This window comes from Desulfobacterium sp. N47, assembly GCF_051233685.1.
Classification (GTDB): Bacteria; Desulfobacterota; Desulfobacteria; order Desulfobacterales; family RPRI01; genus RPRI01.
The window spans coordinates 15,965-34,319 of sequence record NZ_JBAMMY010000054.1; the positions used below are offsets into that span (position 1 = coordinate 15,965).

Genomic DNA, 18,355 nt, shown 5'->3' on the forward strand with positions numbered 1-18,355 from the left:
ATGGCTTTACACCAGATTGAACGTCCGCATGAATATCTTCACTTTCTTCAGCAAAACTCTGCAGAATCGGAAGCGCTCTTTCGCGACCTGTTGATCGGCGTAACAAATTTTTTCCGTGATCCCGGGGCCTTCGAAGCGCTTAAAAAAAAGGTGATCCCCGGTATGTTTGCAGGCAGGTCTCAGGAAGAACCGGTTCGCATCTGGGTATGCGGTTGCTCCACCGGAGAGGAAGCATATTCCCTTGCAATTCTGATCCAGGAATATATGGAAAACCTGAAAGAAACATTCAAGGTGCAAATATTCGCCACCGATATTGATAAATATGCCATTGAAAAAGCCCGAAACGGCGTCTTTCCTGCCAGCATTGCCGCAGATGTCTCACCCGAAAGGCTGGCGCAATATTTTTCCCGGGATTCAAAAGGCGATAACTATAAGATCCGTAAAATTATACGTGATCTTATAGTTTTTTCCGAACAGGATGTAACTAAAGACCCCCCGTTTTCCAAACTCAGCATGGTAAGTTGCCGTAATCTTCTGATCTATATGAACGGAGATCTTCAAAAAAAGCTGATTCCACTGTTTCACTATTCACTTAATCCGAACGGCATTCTCTTTCTGGGAACATCTGAGTTTACAGGTGGATTTATTACAGCATTTAAGCCGATAGACCGAAAATGGAAAATTTATCGCCGCATTGAGGACATTCTCAATACAGCCCAACCGGAATTTAAAACTACGATCCCTGTTTTTCCGGAAGCAGCGGCACGTTCCGGACATTTTCCGAATGAACGGCCTGCCAAAGGCAAACTGAATTTCCGGGAACTTACCGAACATGCACTGCTTAAGCATTGTGCTCATGCGGCTATATTGATCAATTCGCTTAGTGATATCCTGTATGTTTACGGACGTACCGGTAAATATCTGGAACCTGCTCCGGGAGATGCCGGAGTAAACATTCTGCTTATGGCGCGTGAAGGGCTTCGCAGGGAGTTGACAACAGCTGTTCACAAAGTCGTACACTATAAAAAACCGGTAAATTCCAATAACCTCAGGGTAAGAACAAACGGTGACTTCATAAACGTCAATTTATGCGTGCTTCCTGTCAGGGCTGAACCTGAAGAGACTGATACTCCGGAATTATATCTTGTTATCCTGGAGGAAATATCCCGTGAGGATTCCAGTCTGCACAAAAAAACCGATATAATGGATGACAGCGTTACCTCTGCTGAACCGGACGGCCGGATTGTAAAGCTTGAGCAGGAACTTAAAGCCAAGGAAGAATATCTTCAATCCGCTCTCGAGGAAGCGGAAACATCCAATGAAGAACTCAAATCAACCAATGAAGAGATGCAATCGGTAAATGAGGAACTGCAAAGCACCGATGAGGAACTTGAAACATCCAAGGAGGAACTGCAATCCGTAAACGAAGAACTGGCAACGGTTAACGCAGAGTTGCAAACAAAAGTTGCCGATCTTTCCCGGGCCAACAATGACATGAACAACCTGCTGGCAGGCACCGGTGTGGGTACTCTCTTCGTAGATCGTAATTTGAAAATATCCAGACTTACTCCTTCTGCTACAGGTGCGATAAACCTGATCCAGGCCGACACAGGACGGCCTATCGGGCACATTGCTTCCAATCTGCAAGGTTATGATTCCCTGCTGGAAGACTTGAAAAGTGTTCTTGATACCCTGCTTTTGAAATTGAAATTCAGACGAAAAAAGGCGAGTGGTATCTTATGGGCATCCGGCCTTACCGCACTCTGGAAAACGTAATCGACGGCGCAGTGGTCACCTTTGTTGATATTAGTAAACGCAAGAAAATGGAAGAAGCGCTGCAAGACCCGGCATTACAGCAAGCAAAAATAAATTTTTGCGATAGCATAGTTGCAACAGTACGCGAATCACTTCTTGTACTGGATGAAAATCTCCGTATAGTCCTGGCTAACCGCTCATTTTTTAACACCTTCAAAGCTGAAAAAGAGGAAACCCTGAACAAAAAATTATATGAACTTGGAAATGGCCAGTGGGACATCCCGGAATTGCGCCGTTTGCTTGAAGAAATTCTGCCAAAAGGCTCAAATTTTGACAACTATAAAGTAACACACAAGTTTGAAAATATAGGGAAACGCACCATGTTGCTGAATGCCCGTCATATTTTCAGCAGCGATGAGAAAATGAGATTTATAGTTCTTGCTATTGAAGATATAACCGGACGAAAAAATTAAACCGGGAGAAATAAAAAACCCTTTATATTAATGGGGTAATTTCCCTGCTCAAATACATTCCCCACCCTATTTACAAAATCTTTTGTTTCGGTGATATTTTTACATAAATGTGCCGGAATCCGTAATAATACTTTCCTCCTTGAAAAAATGTTACGAATTTCCTTCCTCCCGATGGGGGCCGGAGTGGGTGAAATTTTTCATCACTCATTCCGGCCCTCTTCCCAAATGAAAGAGAAGGTAAAATCATGACAACTAATGACAGACAATTAATTTTCAAAGACAGAACGGATGCCGGAAAGCGCCTGGCTACGGCATTATCCGGCTATAAGCACGGCGAAAATATAGTCTTTGCTATTCCGCGGGGTGGAGTGCCGGTAGCAGCCGAGGTTGCGGCGGCATTGAAAACAACCCTTGATATTATTGTCGTACGCAAGATACCGATACCTCATAATACGGAAGCAGGTTACGGGGCGGTAACTGAAGACGGCTCACTTGTTTTAAATGAACCTATGGTAAAGTATCTGGGATTAACCATGCCTGAAATTACAAGACAGTCCGAAGCGGTTCGAAATGAGATCATTCGCCGTAACAGGCTCTGCAGGGAAATACTTCCTCCAAGCCGGGTGGAAGGCAGGACAGCCATTGTAATTGATGACGGACTTGCATCGGGTTACACAATGCTTGCAGCGATTCAGTCTTTAAGAAACCGGAAAGCAAGCGAAGTGGTAGTGGCGGTGCCGGTTGCTTCCGGCACGGCTTACGATCTGGTGGGATCAGCGGCGGACAAACTGATATGCCTTAAAGTGGCAAGAACCGATTATTTTGCAGTAGCTTCATATTATCTCAACTGGTATGACCTTGATGATGAGGAAGTATTGCAATATCTCAAATTGTTAAATCCCCATCATGCCGATGTTAAGGAATAATAATAATAAATAACTATAGATAAATTCCGGATATAGATTCCGGATGCCGGAGTAACTTATAAATTAAGAGGTGACCTATGGCTATTTCAGGAAAATATGGAAAGATTGATATCCCCGGGATCGGAGCGGATGAGCCTGTATTTATCATCAGGGCTCAGGATCGTCTGGCAGTTCCCGCCATTGAGATGTATTGTGCGCTGACTTTTCCTGTGCCGCGGCATTCCGGGCAATCCGTTTTATTTTCCATCTTCCTGTCCTCCATTAAAAAGAAACGTTAAAAGCATTGAGGCTGTTTATGCATTAAATAGTTTCCAGGTGTCCATCTTTACGGGCCTTTTCAAACTGATAATTTTACCCTTCACATCCCTTTATTATAATATTACCTATTATGCATTTAAGGGTAAATAAGGTGAACTGCTTATTTTTGAGGAGAAAATACCGTATTCCGGCCATAATCGAAGGACAAAATTCAAACAAATACTGCCGGATTCTTAGAAAAAAAATTTATTACGGATTTAGTGGAAGTTTATGAAGCCGATAGAAATTCCTGGAATGGGGAAATTCCCTAAACAAAATACATTATACACCTTATTTACCAAACCGGTTATTTCAGTAATAGTGCGATAAAACCCGATGAAAAACTGAACAATTACCAAACCTCGGTAAAAACCATTTATTTAAATATTTATAACCGATTGATAGTAATAGCGGCCATATATCTGAGTGAAAATAACTAATATCGATAAGGATCTGATCATGAAAAAAAAATTGAATAAAACAGGTGAAATGAAGCTGGAATGTCAGGTTGGATATTTAAGTAAAAGTCCATGCAGGGATTGCAAACTAAAAAATCAACTCCCGGATTGTTTTAATAATTGCAAAATAATAAGCGGGTTACAGGCAGTATTAAATGATGTGATCTCATGCTCTAACAATTATTCGGAACTTGAAACTTTTTCTCTGTCGTATCAGAGCTTCTGAACCGCAACTGCGATAGCGGCAAGTAAGTACTCTTCTTCCGATATGCTGGCATGATATAAAAAATAATAATTTGAAAACGCTATAAAGTCAGAAAGAACAGGTACAAAATATGGATTCGAATTTTAAAATTGTTACAAGGCAAAGCAACGGCAATATTTATATTGACCTTATAGGTGAATTTAACGGTTTTTCAGCAATAGAACTGATTGATGTTTTAAAAGCCAATTCTAAAAAAACTAAAAACTTTATTATTAACACCAACGGTCTTTTTTTAATCCATCCTTTGGCTTTAGATGTTTTCCGGAAAGAATTTCCTTTGAATGATGCTTCCTTTCAGGATCTGCTATTCATAGGAAAACACGGAAACAGGATGGAACCGAAAACAAAAGAATCATTCTGGTATTAGTAAATATAATAAGCAAATCATTGTTATAAGATCAACTCCATAAAGGAGGATATGTAATGGCATCGAATTTTAAAATAGAGGTTTTCAGAAATAGTGAGAATGTTCATCTGAAACTATTCGGGGATTTCGATGGAAATTCAGCATACGAATTAGTAAACACAATAAACTGATTGAACTATAAAGCAAAATTATTTATACATACCAGCTGCTTAAAACAGATTGACAATTTCGGCCTTGAAGTATTCCACAAAAATATTTCCGGCATAAATGTGCGACCGGATTCATGCTGGTTTACAGGGGAAAAGGCAACCGAATTAATTCCTGAAAGAAATCCATTCTTGTTTGCAGCTAATGTTTAAAGATTCAGAAACATGAAATCGGATATCACACATAATTATATTACGCTGTCATTATTTTTTTAGCAGGGAGGAAGAAATATGAATGCGGATAGAAATCAAATCAATTACAGAAACCATATGGCGGATTCAACTTTTCCGGCAATTCCGTACTATCCTGTACTGATCAATAAAGAATTGGAAGCCAACACCTCCCAATCAAAAGCGCCTATCTGCAAACAGATAATCAAATCAAAAGAACTGCCCTCAAACAATAAAAAATTGGACGAGATCGCAGATTTAGGAGAAACACTGCTGGTAGTTGATGATAATAAAACCATAACGGGTCTTTGCAAAATTTTTTTGGAAAATATGGGATATAAGGTATTAACCTCGAATATGCCCTTTGATGCGATTCGTCTTGTTAAAGTTTATGATGGCAAGATCCAGCTGCTGATAACAGATATCCGAATGCCTCAGATAAACGGACTGGAACTTGCAAAGCAGTTAACTTCCATACGGCCGGATATGAAATGTATTTATATGTCAGGAGACTCGATCGAATTATACTCTGATCAGAATATGCTTAACAAAGAGGTAAACTTCTTGCAAAAACCTTTCACTCTGCATCATCTGGCTGAAAGAGTGCGAAATGTGCTAAACCATTATAATGCCAAGATTTATTTATAGGTATACACATCTCTTGTGTTTATGCCGGATGAAAATACATGCCCCCATATACATTACGTAAATTAGCACTAACCTCCATGCCCGGGGCGGACACAACGAAGCATGAGAATACAGGAGTCAGAATAACCATACTATTGTTTTTCTTCTGCATTCTGTATTCTGACTCCTGTATTCTCATATAAAAATCAAGCTATCCTGATTCTGAAAATGATCTTAATTAAAACAGCTTTTACTCCATCATTTTCGTACCAAATTCAGTACTCGGTTATTGAGAGACCGAAACAGACGGGCGTTGTGGCCAGAGAAATTTATAGTCGGGATTTTAGCGCAAGCTGTGTCTTTATGACACCTTAAACAGGGGAAAATACAATTAAGTTTACATGCGAACCACAGAATAATCTTTACCGGACTTCGAAGACATCGCTCCACCACCAAATAAACTATAACAATTAATTAAGACAAAATGGGAATTTTCCTCATATAAATACATTATTCACCCTATTTACTTGGCCGGTGGTTTCTGTAATAGTAGAAAACACAACAATAAAATTTTAATCCGGGCTTAGTTGCATAGACACTGCCGGGATAATAACTATGACATTTGGGTACTGAAATAATGAACTTGTCTAAATACTTATGGCCACATCAGTTTATTGCTCCATTAAGCGAGCGGAGCTATCAGAGGCAGGGCAAGCAGAATCGGGTATTATACCAAAAGGGAGCAGGGTTTGCATGAGTGAAAAGGAATTTTTATTATGAATACGGCTTTCCCGACAAGAAAAGATGATACATTAATTTTCAGAGATCATATGATAGAAGATAAGGTCACTTACCTGAAGGGTGCTCAAAGTATCATGTCCGAAACAATGAGAGAAGGTGCGATTATGCTGGCCTCTGACGGCACGATCCTTTGCTGTAATCAGCATTTTGCAGATATGGTAAAAGGTTCTCTGGAGAAAGTAATAGCATCTTCAATCTACCGGTATATTTCATCAGCAGACCTTCAATTGTTTGAGACATCAGTTTACCATGGTTTAAAGGAGGATAGTAAGGTGGAACTTTCCCTGCAGACATTGGCTGAAAATTCTGTGCCTGTCCTACTTTCCGTATGTGCCTCTAAGTATGCAAAAAAACACGGTGTGGTGTGTTTGGCAGTTAATGAACTTACGGAACAAAAATGCAAGAAGATAGAAAAGAAAGTGCTGCAAAGAGTCAATAATAAACCGGAAAACATGAAGCAGGAGCGTATAATCAAATACAAGACAACTCTCTCCGAAATTAATAAAACGAAAGACCAGCCTGAATCCGGAAATATTTATTTCCGTAATGAGAGCAAAATGAAACATCGGCATGAGCATATTATCGGACAAAGTGATGGTTTAAATTATGCTCTCTACCGGGCAAAGCAGGTTGCCCCTGCAAACACAACGGTTCTTATACAGGGAGAGACCGGTACAGGAAAAGAGTTAATCGCTGCCGCCATCCATGAAATGAGTCCGCGTAAGCAAAGACCCCTGATCACGGTCAACTGTGCCGCCTTGCCGGAAAATTTAATAGAGAGCGAATTGTTTGGCAGAGAGAAGGGGGCATTTACGGGAGCCGACACCCGGCAGATAGGCCGGTTCGAGGTTGCTAATGGTTCAACTCTTTGCCTCGACGAGATCGGGGAACTTCCATTGGAGATGCAGGCCAAGCTGCTTCGGGTGATCCAGCATAACGAGTTTGAGCGCCTGGGCTCATCTCATACTATCAAAGTTGATGTGCGTATCCTGGCAACGACCAATCGAAACCTTGAGGAAGAGGTTCACATGGGCCGGTTTCGGCAGGACCTTTACTATCGGCTCAATGTCTTTCCTATCACTGTTCCTCCGCTACGTGAGAGAGCGGAAGACATCCCCCGGTTAGTCCAAACCTTCGCAGAGCGATGTGCCAAAAAATTGGGAAAACGGATCACATCGATCAGCAAAGAAACGCTGATGGAACTACAGGGCTATCCTTGGCCCGGGAACATACGGGAGTTGGAAAGTATCATTGAGCGGGCGGTTATCCTGTGCCAGGGGCCGACCTTGCAACTGCCGGATCAATTAAAGGTATACCACCCGGCGTCCACCACGATAACTTTAGATGATATTAATAAAAATCAAATAATTAAAATCCTTTCTAAAACCGGATGGCGCATTAACGGAAAGAATGGGGCAGCCGAAATACTGGGCCTTCACCCGAGCACATTGAGAGCGAGGATGCATAAGCTCAGTATAGTCAGACCCAAGTCCTGTGCGTCGGATTAAGTTGTTTGCCTTAGGGGGCTTAAGATGGAAAATATTGTTTTTGAAGATCGCCGTGATGCAGGTAAAAAATTAGCCGACGCACTGGTTAAACGTGGATTCAATAAAGAACCTGCGGTTGTTCTGGGTATTCCCCGGGGCGGTGTTGTGGTAGCCGAAGAAGTTGCCAAAAAACTTTCAGCACCATTGGATGTCATTATTGCCCGCAAAATCAGAGCTCCCTATCAACCGGAACTCGGTATCGGCGCAGTGGTAAGCGGTAAATATATTCCCATCATCAATGTAGAAGTTGCGCGTCTTGCCGGTGCGGATAAAAATTACCTGGACAGGGAAATTGCCTTCCAGGGTAAAGAAATCGAACGGCGGATAAGATTATATCGCGGAGACAGGCCTGCTGAGGTTCTTTCCGGGAAAACCGTTATAGTTGTTGATGACGGCATAGCCACCGGATATACGTTCCGGGCTGCTCTGGAAGGATTGCGCACAAGTAATCCAAAAAAATTGGTAGCCGCAGCTCCCGTATCTGCCCAGGATAGTTTTGAGATGTTAAAGGCTTTTGCCGATGAAATAGTATGTCTGAGTATACCCGCCTACTTTTCTGCGGTAGGCGCCTGGTACAAAAACTTCGATCAGATTGATGATGAAGAAGTTATTGAAATCCTGCAGCATTACCGGAGCCTCTCAGAGGCTGCTCAGGTTGAAATGGTTTGAAATAAAAAAGGAGCAATGGCCAATGAACGGATCGGGAGAAACCGGAAGCTATGAGAAGCAAATCATAATTTCTGCTGATGGAAAAAAACTCAAAGCGATTATGGGAATTCCTCCCGGTTCCAAAGGACTGGTTATTTTCGCTCACGGTAGTGGCAGCAGCCGTTTGAGCCCTCGTAATAACTATGTCGCGCACATACTTCAAGAGTCGGGTCTTGCCACGCTGCTGGCAGATCTGCTTGAGGAAGCAGAAGCTTCGGACAGGCGAAAAGTTTTTGATATAGATCTGCTTGCAGACCGTCTTCTGTCTATTGTTAATTGGACTTCGGGCAATACTGAAACAAGAAGTCTGATAAGCGGCTATTTCGGAGCCAGCACTGGAGCCGGAGCTGCCTTGCAGGCTGCTGCAAGAGAGCCGGGATATGTTAAGGCCGTTGTTTCCAGGGGCGGGCGTCCGGATCTTGCCATGACATATCTGCCAAGTGTAAAGGCGCCTACGCTGTTTATTGTCGGAGGCTATGATGAGCCCGTTATTTCAATGAACGAGGCCGCCTATGCCGAGTTGAATTGCGAGAAAAAAATGTTCATTATTCCGGGAGCAACTCATCTTTTCGAAGAGCCGGGCGCTCTGGAAAAAGCGGCAGAGCTGGCAAGCGACTGGTTTGCGCATTATCTTGCGGATAATACTTAAAGGAATGTAAATAAAATGAATAAAGAAGCACTGCTCTGGGAAAGCCTTGATGGAAAAAATGTGCATTGTTATCTTTGTGCTCATGAATGCCGGATCGCCGAATCAAAATTCGGTATTTGCGGTGTAAGGCAGAATATAGAAGGAATTCTTTATACCCTGACTTATGCTGAGTTGATCGCTGCCAATGTCGACCCTATCGAAAAGAAACCTCTTTATCATTTTCTGCCTGGCTCGACTTCTTACTCTATCGCCTCAATCGGCTGTAATTTTAAATGCGGGTTTTGTCAAAACTGGCAAATTTCACAGGCCTCAGCCCGCAACGGAAATATAAATTCCGGATTTGCAATGATGCCGGATCAGATTGTTGAAAAAGCAAAAAAACATAACTGTAAAAGTATTTCATATACTTATACCGAACCAACCATATTTTTCGAATATGCTTATAATACTAGCAAATTAGCCAGGGAAGCGGGGCTGCACAATGTTTTTGTAACCAACGGATTTATGACCGGAGAAACCTTAAAAACGATCAGACCTTTCCTGGATGCCGCAAATGTGGATTTGAAAAGTTTCAGCGATGATTTTTATAAAAAAACCTGTAAAGGGCGTCTCCAGCCGGTTCTGGACAGTATATCAGCCATGAATGAGCTGGGGATCTGGGTGGAGGTCACAACGCTGGTTATACCGGGCGGAAATGATTCGGATGAAGAATTAAGTAATATCGCAGAGTTTCTTGCCGGAGTCAATAAGGATATCCCTTGGCATCTCAGCCGCTTTCATCCCGATTACAAGCAGACGGACAAAGGCGCTACGCCGGTTGAAACATTAAGACGCGCACGGGAGATCGGCCATAGTAAGGGATTACGTTATGTTTATCTTGGTAATGTCCCTGAAGGAGGAAACACCTATTGTCACAACTGCAAAAAATTGCTGGTGCAAAGAAAATATATGGGAGTTGCAGAGACGCAAAATCTTGCGTCTCTGCTTAAGAACGGACTTTGTCCCGCTTGCGATACTAAAATAAGCGGGATCTGGAAATGAAAAGCAGGGCGGCATTTTATATGCCGCCTATATCTTGTCTCTTCATGCAATTTCTGATCGTTGCAATCAGCTGGCTTCTCGGTCCGCTCTTGGTAAGATAACAGGCAGCTCCCGCTTTCAGCATTGCTTCTGCGCTTTCATCCTCTTCATACATAGACAATCCGATGATGCAGATATCAGGATATTTTTCATTAATAACCTGTGTGGCGCTGATGCCGTTTAATACGGGCATGCTGATATCCATAAGGATTACATCAGGCATCAGAACTCCGGCCTTTTCTATGGCTTCATAACCGTTTTGTGCATGACCGGCAACTTCGATGTCCGGTTCCAGATTAAGCATACCGGCAAGTCCTTCCCGCATCATGGCATGGTCATCAACTATTAACACGCGAATTTGTCCGCCCGTTTTTTGGCTATCGGCAGAAATCTCAGACCCAGGCGCACCGTTTGTCTCAACTGAGACTGTCTGCGGTTCCGGTTTAGCCGGGGCAACAGGTATCGCCATTATAAAACGGCTGCCCCTGCCTGGCGCACTGTCTATATCAAGGTTGCCTCCAAAAAAATGTAAGCGTTCACGGATGGATAACAATCCGTAACCGGCCCCGGCTTCACCGGCCGATTTTATTTTTGAGATGTCAAAACCCATACCGGAGTCACTTACAGTAATCCGCAGGCTCCCATCTTTAGTCCGGCTCAGTTCCACTACCGCCGAATCGACTTTGGCATGTTTGATCGTGTTAAACAACAACTCCCGTGTTGCTGAAAACAGCATTATTTTTACATCTTCTTCCAGCTCTGGAATATTTTCTTCTGATGTAAGGGATATTTTTAACCCGTATTTGGCTTCTTCCCATCGTGCAAGCCACTCCAGGCTGGCCTTCAAGCCGGACTCAAAGAGAATCGGAGGGCTTAGTTCGGATGTCAGCGTACGCGAAACGTTTATTGCCTGGGACAGCAGATTCTCAATATTTTTTATGGATGTAAAGAACTTGTCTTTATCCGTTGCATTAAGACAGGAAACCTGTATTTTGGCCAGAGCCAACTGCTGCTGAAGATCGTCGTGCAAAATAGTAGCCATCCGTTTTCGTTCGCGTTGTTCGGCCATGGTCAGTTCTCCGGCTAAAATCCGCAACTGGTTTGTCATGTTTTCCAGTTCCTGATTTGCCGATTTTAGTTCTTCTTCGGTCAGAACTTTATCTCTGATCTCGTTCCTTAAGGCTTTAACCGTTTCGCTCAGGTTCGCAGTGCGCTCGTTGACCTTTTGTTCCAGTAAGGTATTTGCTTTAAGCAGAGCTTCTTTGCTGTTCCACAGTGCATGTTCATGCCGGATACGGACCATGGCAATCGCCACCTGATCGGCCACCGCCTTCATAAGAGCCAATTCATCTTCGGAAAAAGTTTCACGGGTTTTAGTGCCGAAGGATAAAGTGCCTATCACATTTCCTTTAGCTCCCAGCAGAGGATGGCAGGCATAAGCTTTTATACCGTATGATTTGACCAACTCGGTTCGGGGATCATCAGTAGTTGGAATATGCTCGGATACGATACGACATCCTTGTTGAGCAACACAGCCGCAAACAGCAACCCCGTAATCGAGCCACTCAATTTTTTCCGCTTCTTCGGATGTGATACCGGAGTATGCATTCAGATGCAGCCTGTTAGCTGTATCATCTGCTAAAAAATTGAAAAAAGCCTGGCAGTCCAGATGTTTCATTACCTTTTGACAAAGAATTTCAACTACTTCCTGCTGATCTGAACATTGCAGAAGATCTCCGGCAATCCGGGAAAGCAGTTCAAAACGCCTCAAACTTTCCTGCAATAAAGTATCACTGTACTTACGCTTTGTGATGTCCTGGATCGTTCCGAATCCACCTGTCAGATTCCCTTCTTTATCAAATTCCAGTTCGGCCCGTTCGCGTACCCATTTCACGGTATCGCCTGCAACAATACGATGTTCGATATCATAAGGCACACCGCCATCAAGTGCCTCCCGCCACTGCCGGTCAACGTAATTCCTGTCATCGGGATGTAGGGACGCCATAAAAATATCATATGTAATGGGCGTTCCTTCAGGAATTTCAAATATCCGGTAAGTCTCATCCGACCACAACAGCCGGTTTGACTCAAGACCAAGACGCCAGCTACCGGTGCTGGCGACAGCCTGTGCCCGGTTTAAATCCACCTTGCTCTTCCGGAGGGCCTCTTCAAAATTCTTGCGTTCAGTAATGTCGCTGATCGAGACAACAGCCAAAAAAGGTTGATTCAGATCATTATATACTAAGCCACCTCCATAGCTGTAGATCCGTTTCCAGCTCTTATCGGTACGCAGGATGCATGCTTCCAGGATTCCCGGATTCTCTCCGCGAAAAATGCGGACAAACGGCCATTGATCAAATGGCAAAATATTGCCCTCCATATCTGAAAGTTCAAAGATTCCGATAAAATCCGACAGATGGCAGCAGAGCTTGTCTACGCTTTCAAGCCCGTGCATTTCCAGAGCCTTACGGTTCCAGTGAATCATATTGCCGTCCATATCGGCAACTACCAGACCTTCAGCAAGATTTTCAATAATAGTCCGGAGCTGATTACTGCTTTCCATCAGTGAGGTTTCCGCCCGTTTAAGTTTTGTAATGTCGCGACCGTAGAAATTGACATAACCGCGTTCAAGCATTGGTGCGAGCACCAGCGACAGATCGCGCATGTCGCATCGGATCTGCATTTCCTGATTTTTTCCGTCTGTCAGTGCTGACTGTACTTTTTCTTGTACCGGTTCCGGGACGGTCATGCCGTCATCAGATAGCCAATGCTCCAGCAGACTGGCTGATGCACGGTTGGCATACAGAATTGTGCCATCCCAGGATACTCGCAGGACTGGATAAGGATTTTCCTCCGGGAATAATGCCACACTTTTTATCCGCTCTTCTTTTTGTTTAAGCTCGGTAATATCTCTGGCTACATGCACGGAACCGGTCATCTTGCCGTTCTCATCGCATACCGGAGTCGTTGTTACCAGAAAATGTCTGCCGAGACGCGCTTCGTAAATTTCTGCGCTGTGTTCTTTGCCGTCAATCAGTGTTTGCGTATGCGGACAGAATGCCGGTGGACTGTCCGTTCCATGGACAGCCGTGTGGCATTTCATACCAGCGCACTGATCCGGTGTGCATCCGAGCAGACCGGCCATCGCCGGATTCACCCGCATGATCCCGTGGTCATCATCTAAAATTGCAATCGGATCAGGGATGCTCTTAAATGTCAGTTCCCATTCTTTCTTGGCGTGCCGCAGGGACGTCTCGGCCTTTTTACGTTCCGTAATTTCTTCGGCAAGCTGTTCGTTTTTTCTTTCGAGTTCAGCTGTCCTCTTCAGCACCAGTTCTTCAAGGTGTTCCTTATGAAGAAGAAGCTCATTACTGGCTTTATTGAGATCGGTGATATCAATTCCCATTTCCATGATAAGGGTTGAGCCGTCAGTGTCTATAAAAGGAAAATCATGGACCTGGTAATCGCGGTCATCCGGACCGGTCCACTCCCACTCATGGGGTTGCATTGTTTTAAGCACAGTATATGTTTCGCAAATTTCACAGGGCTCGCTTCTTCCGAACAGATATTCAAAACAACGTTTTCCGTTGGATTCTCCGAAACATTCCCGGAAATAACGGTTGGCAAAGGGCACATGATAATCCTCATCCAGAAGCACAAGGTATGCAGGAATTGTTTCCAGAACGTCATATAGCCGCTTCCGTTCATCTTTGACGGCCTGTTCCGCCCGTTTGCGGTCTGCAATCTCCTTTATTAATTTGCTGTTTGCAGCTTCAAGTTCCGAAGTTCTCTCCAGGACGCGGATTTCAAGGTTATCTTTTGCTTCCCTTAGCGCTTTTTCGGAACGTTTCAGTACGGTAATATCGGCAAAAGTAATTACTACTCCATCAATACGGTCGTCTTTGGTGCGATACGGGGTAACACGGCGGATATACCACTGGTTCTGACCGGCCTGCACTTCTTTTGCGATTGGTGTCAGATTCGCCAGAACTTTGGCCGCATCATCCGTCAGGTCGTTATCATCAAACTTTTTCAGAATATCGGCTATGGGGCGGCCAAAGTCTGACGGAATCAGGCTGAAAAGATTGACGATAGCCGGAGTATAACGCTTGACCTTAAGTTCCCTGTCAAGAAAGACAGTCGCAATATGAGTGCTTTCCAGCAGATTGTTTACATCATCATTTGCGCGTTCGAGATCTTCTATTTTTTCCTGCAACTGGACATTGGCGGTATTAAGTTCCTCGTTTAAGGATTGAAGTTCTTCTCTGGAAGTCTCAAGCTCCTCATTGCTTGACTGCAATTCTTCATTGGAGGTTTCCGCTTCCTCATTTGCAGCCTTAAAACGCTCATTAAGATTCTCCAGATATTCAATAGTGCCATGGAGTTCTTCCCGCGTCATCTTAAGTTCGTTTTCAAGTTGAGATACATTGCTTTCACTGAAAGACATATCAGCCGCAGTCTTGGAGTGAGCGCAGTATTCCTCGAATGTAATCAGTATAAGTCCATCGGCTTCTATGGGGTATTTTAGAGGACTTACTGTGGATTTGACCGGCTGCATTTTCCCGCCGCGGAAAACGCCGGCCGTAAAAGATACCGGACGGTTGTCTTCCATGCTTTTTGCAATCGCTCCCCTCAGGCGGTTTTTTAAGCCGTCCCTTGCCATATCAATAACATATGTGGTCAGTTCACCGGAAGGCAATGTAAGATAGTTTTCAACATCCCCGTTCAGGTAGAGCACCCGAAGCTTTCTGTCAATCATAACACATGCCGGCGCAAAACGTTCCAAAAGCGTTTGCCGGGCAATCGCAGCAAAGCTCATCCCTGATAATTTGCCGGCAGGAGTATGAGGTCGCTTTGCCTGCTGCGCATCAGATGAATGATAAGAAATAAGTTCATTAGCGCTTCGGCGGCCCGTGCCGATGCGCTGATAAATCCGCCATTTTTTTGAAACCGGCTTAAACAGGTCTTCACGATCCAGAGCGTTTTCAGCGGAGCCTAAAAACAGAAAGCCGCTTTCGCCAAGCGTAAAATGAAACAGTTCTATAACCTTTCTCTGGACTTTTTGGTCTATATAAATTAAAAGATTTCTGCAGCTTATCAAATCAAGCCTTGAAAAAGGCGGATCAGCAAGAAGATTATGCACGGCAAAAACAATTTGTTTCCGGATTTTCTTTTTAATCCGGTATTGGCCTTCCTGGTATTTAAAAAACCGTTTTTGCCTTTCGGGCGAAATTTCACAACCAAGATATCCGTCTGTATAAGTTCCGTTGCGGGCAATTTCAATTGCGGCGGCATCGGAATCGGTGGCAAAAAACTGAAAACTTATATCCTTGCCGCTTCTTTCAATTGCTTCATCAAAAAGCATTGCCAGGCTGTAAACTTCTTTGCCTGTTGAACAACCTGGGATCCACGCTCTCAACTCCGATCCCTGCGAAGCTTTTTCAATAAGCGGGATTACTACGTTTTTTTCCAGTTCTTCCCAGGCCGCGGATTGCCGGAAAAATTCAGTTACACCGATAAAAAGATCTTTTTGTAAAAGATGGATTTCATCCGGATGCTCATTCAAATATCCGGCATATTCTTCATATGTCGCAAGATTTGCAAAAACCATGCGCCGCCTGATTCTGCGTTCAAGGGTGCCGGGTTTGTATAAACTGAAATCATGTCCTGTTCCGCTGCGGAGAATATCCAGGATCGCCGCAAGTTCAGGTTTGATATCCGAAGAACAGGCTTTTCTTTTACGTTTTTCGGAAATCCGGCGCACAAGAGCCTCAATCGAATTTGGGATTGCTTTTGCGGGAAGAACTTCATCAGCCAGACCGGCTTCCACCACCTTCCGGGTATTTTCAGAAACCTCCGCATCTTCAGATTCTTCCAATATTGTATAGCCTCTTCCGGCTTTAATTTCAGATAAGCCCATTACACCGTCCGAACCGGCGCCTGCCAAAAGAATTCCGCATGCAAGTTCTTTTTTGTCAGCAGCGAGAGAACAGAAAAAATGGTCTATAGGCATGGGAAGAGCATCACACTCGGTGTGTTCCAGGATGCTGAGCTTGTTTTCGGCAATGCTCAAAAGCTTTTTGGGCGGCATCACAATAATTTTATCGGATGTCACAAGCATTCCGTTTTCAGCCTCGACTACAGGAAATTGTGTTTTTTCGCCAAGAAGTTCCTTTATCTCGTCTACATTTGGATGATTAAAATGCCTGACCAGTATAAATGCCGGATTTTGACCGGAAAATACCCCGGAAAAAATTTCTTCCAGAGATTTTTCCGCCCCTTCCGGAACGCCTATGCCCACAACCAGTAACGGCTCATCGGAACCGGAGCGGCCTTCCGGTTCTGTTGTCATACTTCCGGCTTTATGTTGTTTTTGAAATTTACTCATATGTAGCTCCGAATTTCCGGAATAAATTTGAAAACGAAAAGCGTGGTTTCACCTCAGCGGGATGGAGAGAAGGCAAGTGTGTAAACCACAGGCAAAAACCTTTTCCATCCGGCATTTTATTGCCTGTCAGCTTTTGTGTCAATCCAATTAACACTATAATAGTCCATTCGTTATCTTTGGATGTTTTTCAAAAGGAATTTTTTTGCAACTGATTTCCTGCAGAATTTGTGGTTCACTGGAAAGTGCTGAAACATTATGAAACCGGAAGGGGACGACGATATCAGAATTCATAATTAACCAATGACAACATGAAGATATAAACAATAACTTTACTATTTTTGAAAAAATAGTATATAAATAGAATAATGTATTTTTATGTATATTATGTATATATTGATTATTTTGACGGAATGCTAATATTGGGAATGTTAAATTAACAGGAATTATTACGGGGTGCCAACTATGCGAGAAAAAAAGAAGGTGGTTATTGCCGAAGATCATACATTGCTTAGGCAGGGAATATGCGTTCTTCTGAATTCCCATGATAACCTTGAAGTCGTTGGGGAGGCAGGAGACGGACTCGATGCCATCCGTTGCGTAAAAAAACATAATCCTGCCATTATTCTGCTTGATCTTAACATGCCAAAAATGAACGGTATTTCCGTTATCAAAGAAATAAAGAGCAGTTGCCCTGCTACAAAGATTATTGTTCTGACCATGCACACAAAGGAGGAATATATAATTGAGGCCTTCAAATCAGGTGCAGAAGGCTATTGCTTAAAGTCTTCTTCCCAGGAAGAACTGCTTATAGCCATAAATGCGGTTCTGTCCGGAAAGAAATATGTCTGCCCCGAAATATCCGGCAAAATTCTGGAAGGTTATATTGAGGGTCAAAAAACCATTAAACAGGATTCATCGTGGGATATGCTTACCCAAAGGGAAAAAGAAGTGCTTAAACTGGTAGGCGAGGGATATAAGAATCTGGAGATTGCTGATTATCTGTGTATCAGTGTGAAAACAGTTGAAAAACACAGGGCAAATATTATGGAGAAACTGGACCTTCACACAGCTTCGGCCTTAACTGCCTATTCTATTGAAAGAGGACTGGTAATAAACGAATAGTATAAAATAATTAAATATCAATTAATCTTAAGTAGTCAGGTTGTATCTATTGACGTACCTTTTCCCTTCGCTCCATGACTGATCTCAATGCATCCCCCTGATAGTTTTACCCTTTTTTTCATTCCTATAATTTCCATCCCTTACAAAGAAAATGATCTAAATTTTTAATCTCATGTCATCAAAAAAAATTTCTACATAATTTTGCATGACAAAATAGGGGATGCACCTCATTTCAATTAAAATCGCTTGTATGTATTATAAAAGAAAAAATAAAATTATGAAAGGATAGGGCATTATGAAAGCATTAACTTATTCATTTTTATTGAAATTGGTTATGGCTTTACTCGTGATTCTGACCATAGCAATATACATGTATGAGGTAATTTAATAAGTCTATCAGGCTAAAATCTCGACGATTTTCAACCCACAATTTTTTATTTCAACCCAATTTTTCAGGCAAATTTACCAGGCAAAAAATATTTTCACTTTTTTTTATTTTCTGCTGGCGTCCGAGC

General features: G+C 43.1%; 11 protein-coding genes and 1 pseudogene. 11 read left to right on the forward strand and 1 reads right to left on the reverse strand.

Annotated features, from left to right (window positions below):
• The 10 genes and pseudogenes from VXK47_RS03355 to amrS all read left to right on the forward strand — a co-directional run.
• A pseudogene (locus tag VXK47_RS03355) lies at positions 1-2,228 on the forward strand (PAS domain-containing protein); the annotation flags it as partial.
• 245 nt (positions 2,229-2,473) lie between these two features.
• A complete protein-coding gene (locus tag VXK47_RS03360) occupies positions 2,474-3,154 on the forward strand; it encodes a phosphoribosyltransferase (RefSeq protein ID WP_435547356.1) in 681 nt (226 codons plus the stop codon).
• Positions 3,155-3,231: 77 nt separating this feature from the next.
• A complete protein-coding gene (locus VXK47_RS03365; protein ID WP_435547357.1) occupies positions 3,232-3,432 on the forward strand; it encodes a hypothetical protein in 201 nt (66 codons plus the stop codon).
• A gap of 478 nt (positions 3,433-3,910) precedes the next feature.
• Positions 3,911-4,135 carry a hypothetical protein gene (locus VXK47_RS03370; protein ID WP_435547358.1) on the forward strand — a complete coding sequence of 75 codons (225 nt, stop codon included), beginning with the start codon at positions 3,911-3,913 and terminating at the stop codon, positions 4,133-4,135.
• A gap of 109 nt (positions 4,136-4,244) precedes the next feature.
• The gene (locus VXK47_RS03375) at positions 4,245-4,541 is read left to right on the forward strand and encodes a hypothetical protein (RefSeq protein ID WP_435547359.1); all 297 of its coding nucleotides are present in this window, start codon (positions 4,245-4,247) and stop codon (positions 4,539-4,541) included.
• Between the two features lie 437 nt (positions 4,542-4,978).
• Positions 4,979-5,566: a response regulator gene (locus VXK47_RS03380; protein WP_435547360.1), complete on the forward strand. Its 588-nt coding sequence runs from the start codon at positions 4,979-4,981 to the stop codon at positions 5,564-5,566.
• A 755-nt stretch (positions 5,567-6,321) separates the two neighbouring features.
• Positions 6,322-7,854, forward strand: coding sequence for a sigma-54 interaction domain-containing protein (locus VXK47_RS03385; protein WP_435547361.1), 1,533 nt, complete (start codon positions 6,322-6,324; stop codon positions 7,852-7,854).
• A gap of 24 nt (positions 7,855-7,878) precedes the next feature.
• Positions 7,879-8,562: a phosphoribosyltransferase gene (locus VXK47_RS03390; protein ID WP_435547362.1), complete on the forward strand. Its 684-nt coding sequence runs from the start codon at positions 7,879-7,881 to the stop codon at positions 8,560-8,562.
• A gap of 22 nt (positions 8,563-8,584) precedes the next feature.
• Complete coding sequence (locus VXK47_RS03395; RefSeq protein ID WP_435547363.1) at positions 8,585-9,250, forward strand: dienelactone hydrolase family protein; 666 nt, start codon at positions 8,585-8,587, stop codon at positions 9,248-9,250.
• 15 nt (positions 9,251-9,265) lie between these two features.
• Positions 9,266-10,291, forward strand: coding sequence for an AmmeMemoRadiSam system radical SAM enzyme (amrS, locus tag VXK47_RS03400; RefSeq protein WP_435547364.1), 1,026 nt, complete (start codon positions 9,266-9,268; stop codon positions 10,289-10,291).
• A gap of 16 nt (positions 10,292-10,307) precedes the next feature.
• On the opposite strand, the gene VXK47_RS03405 is transcribed toward amrS, so the two are convergent.
• Complete coding sequence (locus tag VXK47_RS03405; protein WP_435547365.1) at positions 10,308-16,718, reverse strand: CheR family methyltransferase; 6,411 nt, start codon at positions 16,716-16,718, stop codon at positions 10,308-10,310.
• 462 nt (positions 16,719-17,180) lie between these two features.
• Here VXK47_RS03405 and VXK47_RS03410 point away from each other — a divergent pair, with 462 nt between their 5' ends.
• Positions 17,181-17,840, forward strand: coding sequence for a response regulator (locus tag VXK47_RS03410; protein WP_435547366.1), 660 nt, complete (start codon positions 17,181-17,183; stop codon positions 17,838-17,840).
• Positions 17,841-18,355: the final 515 nt, after the last annotated feature.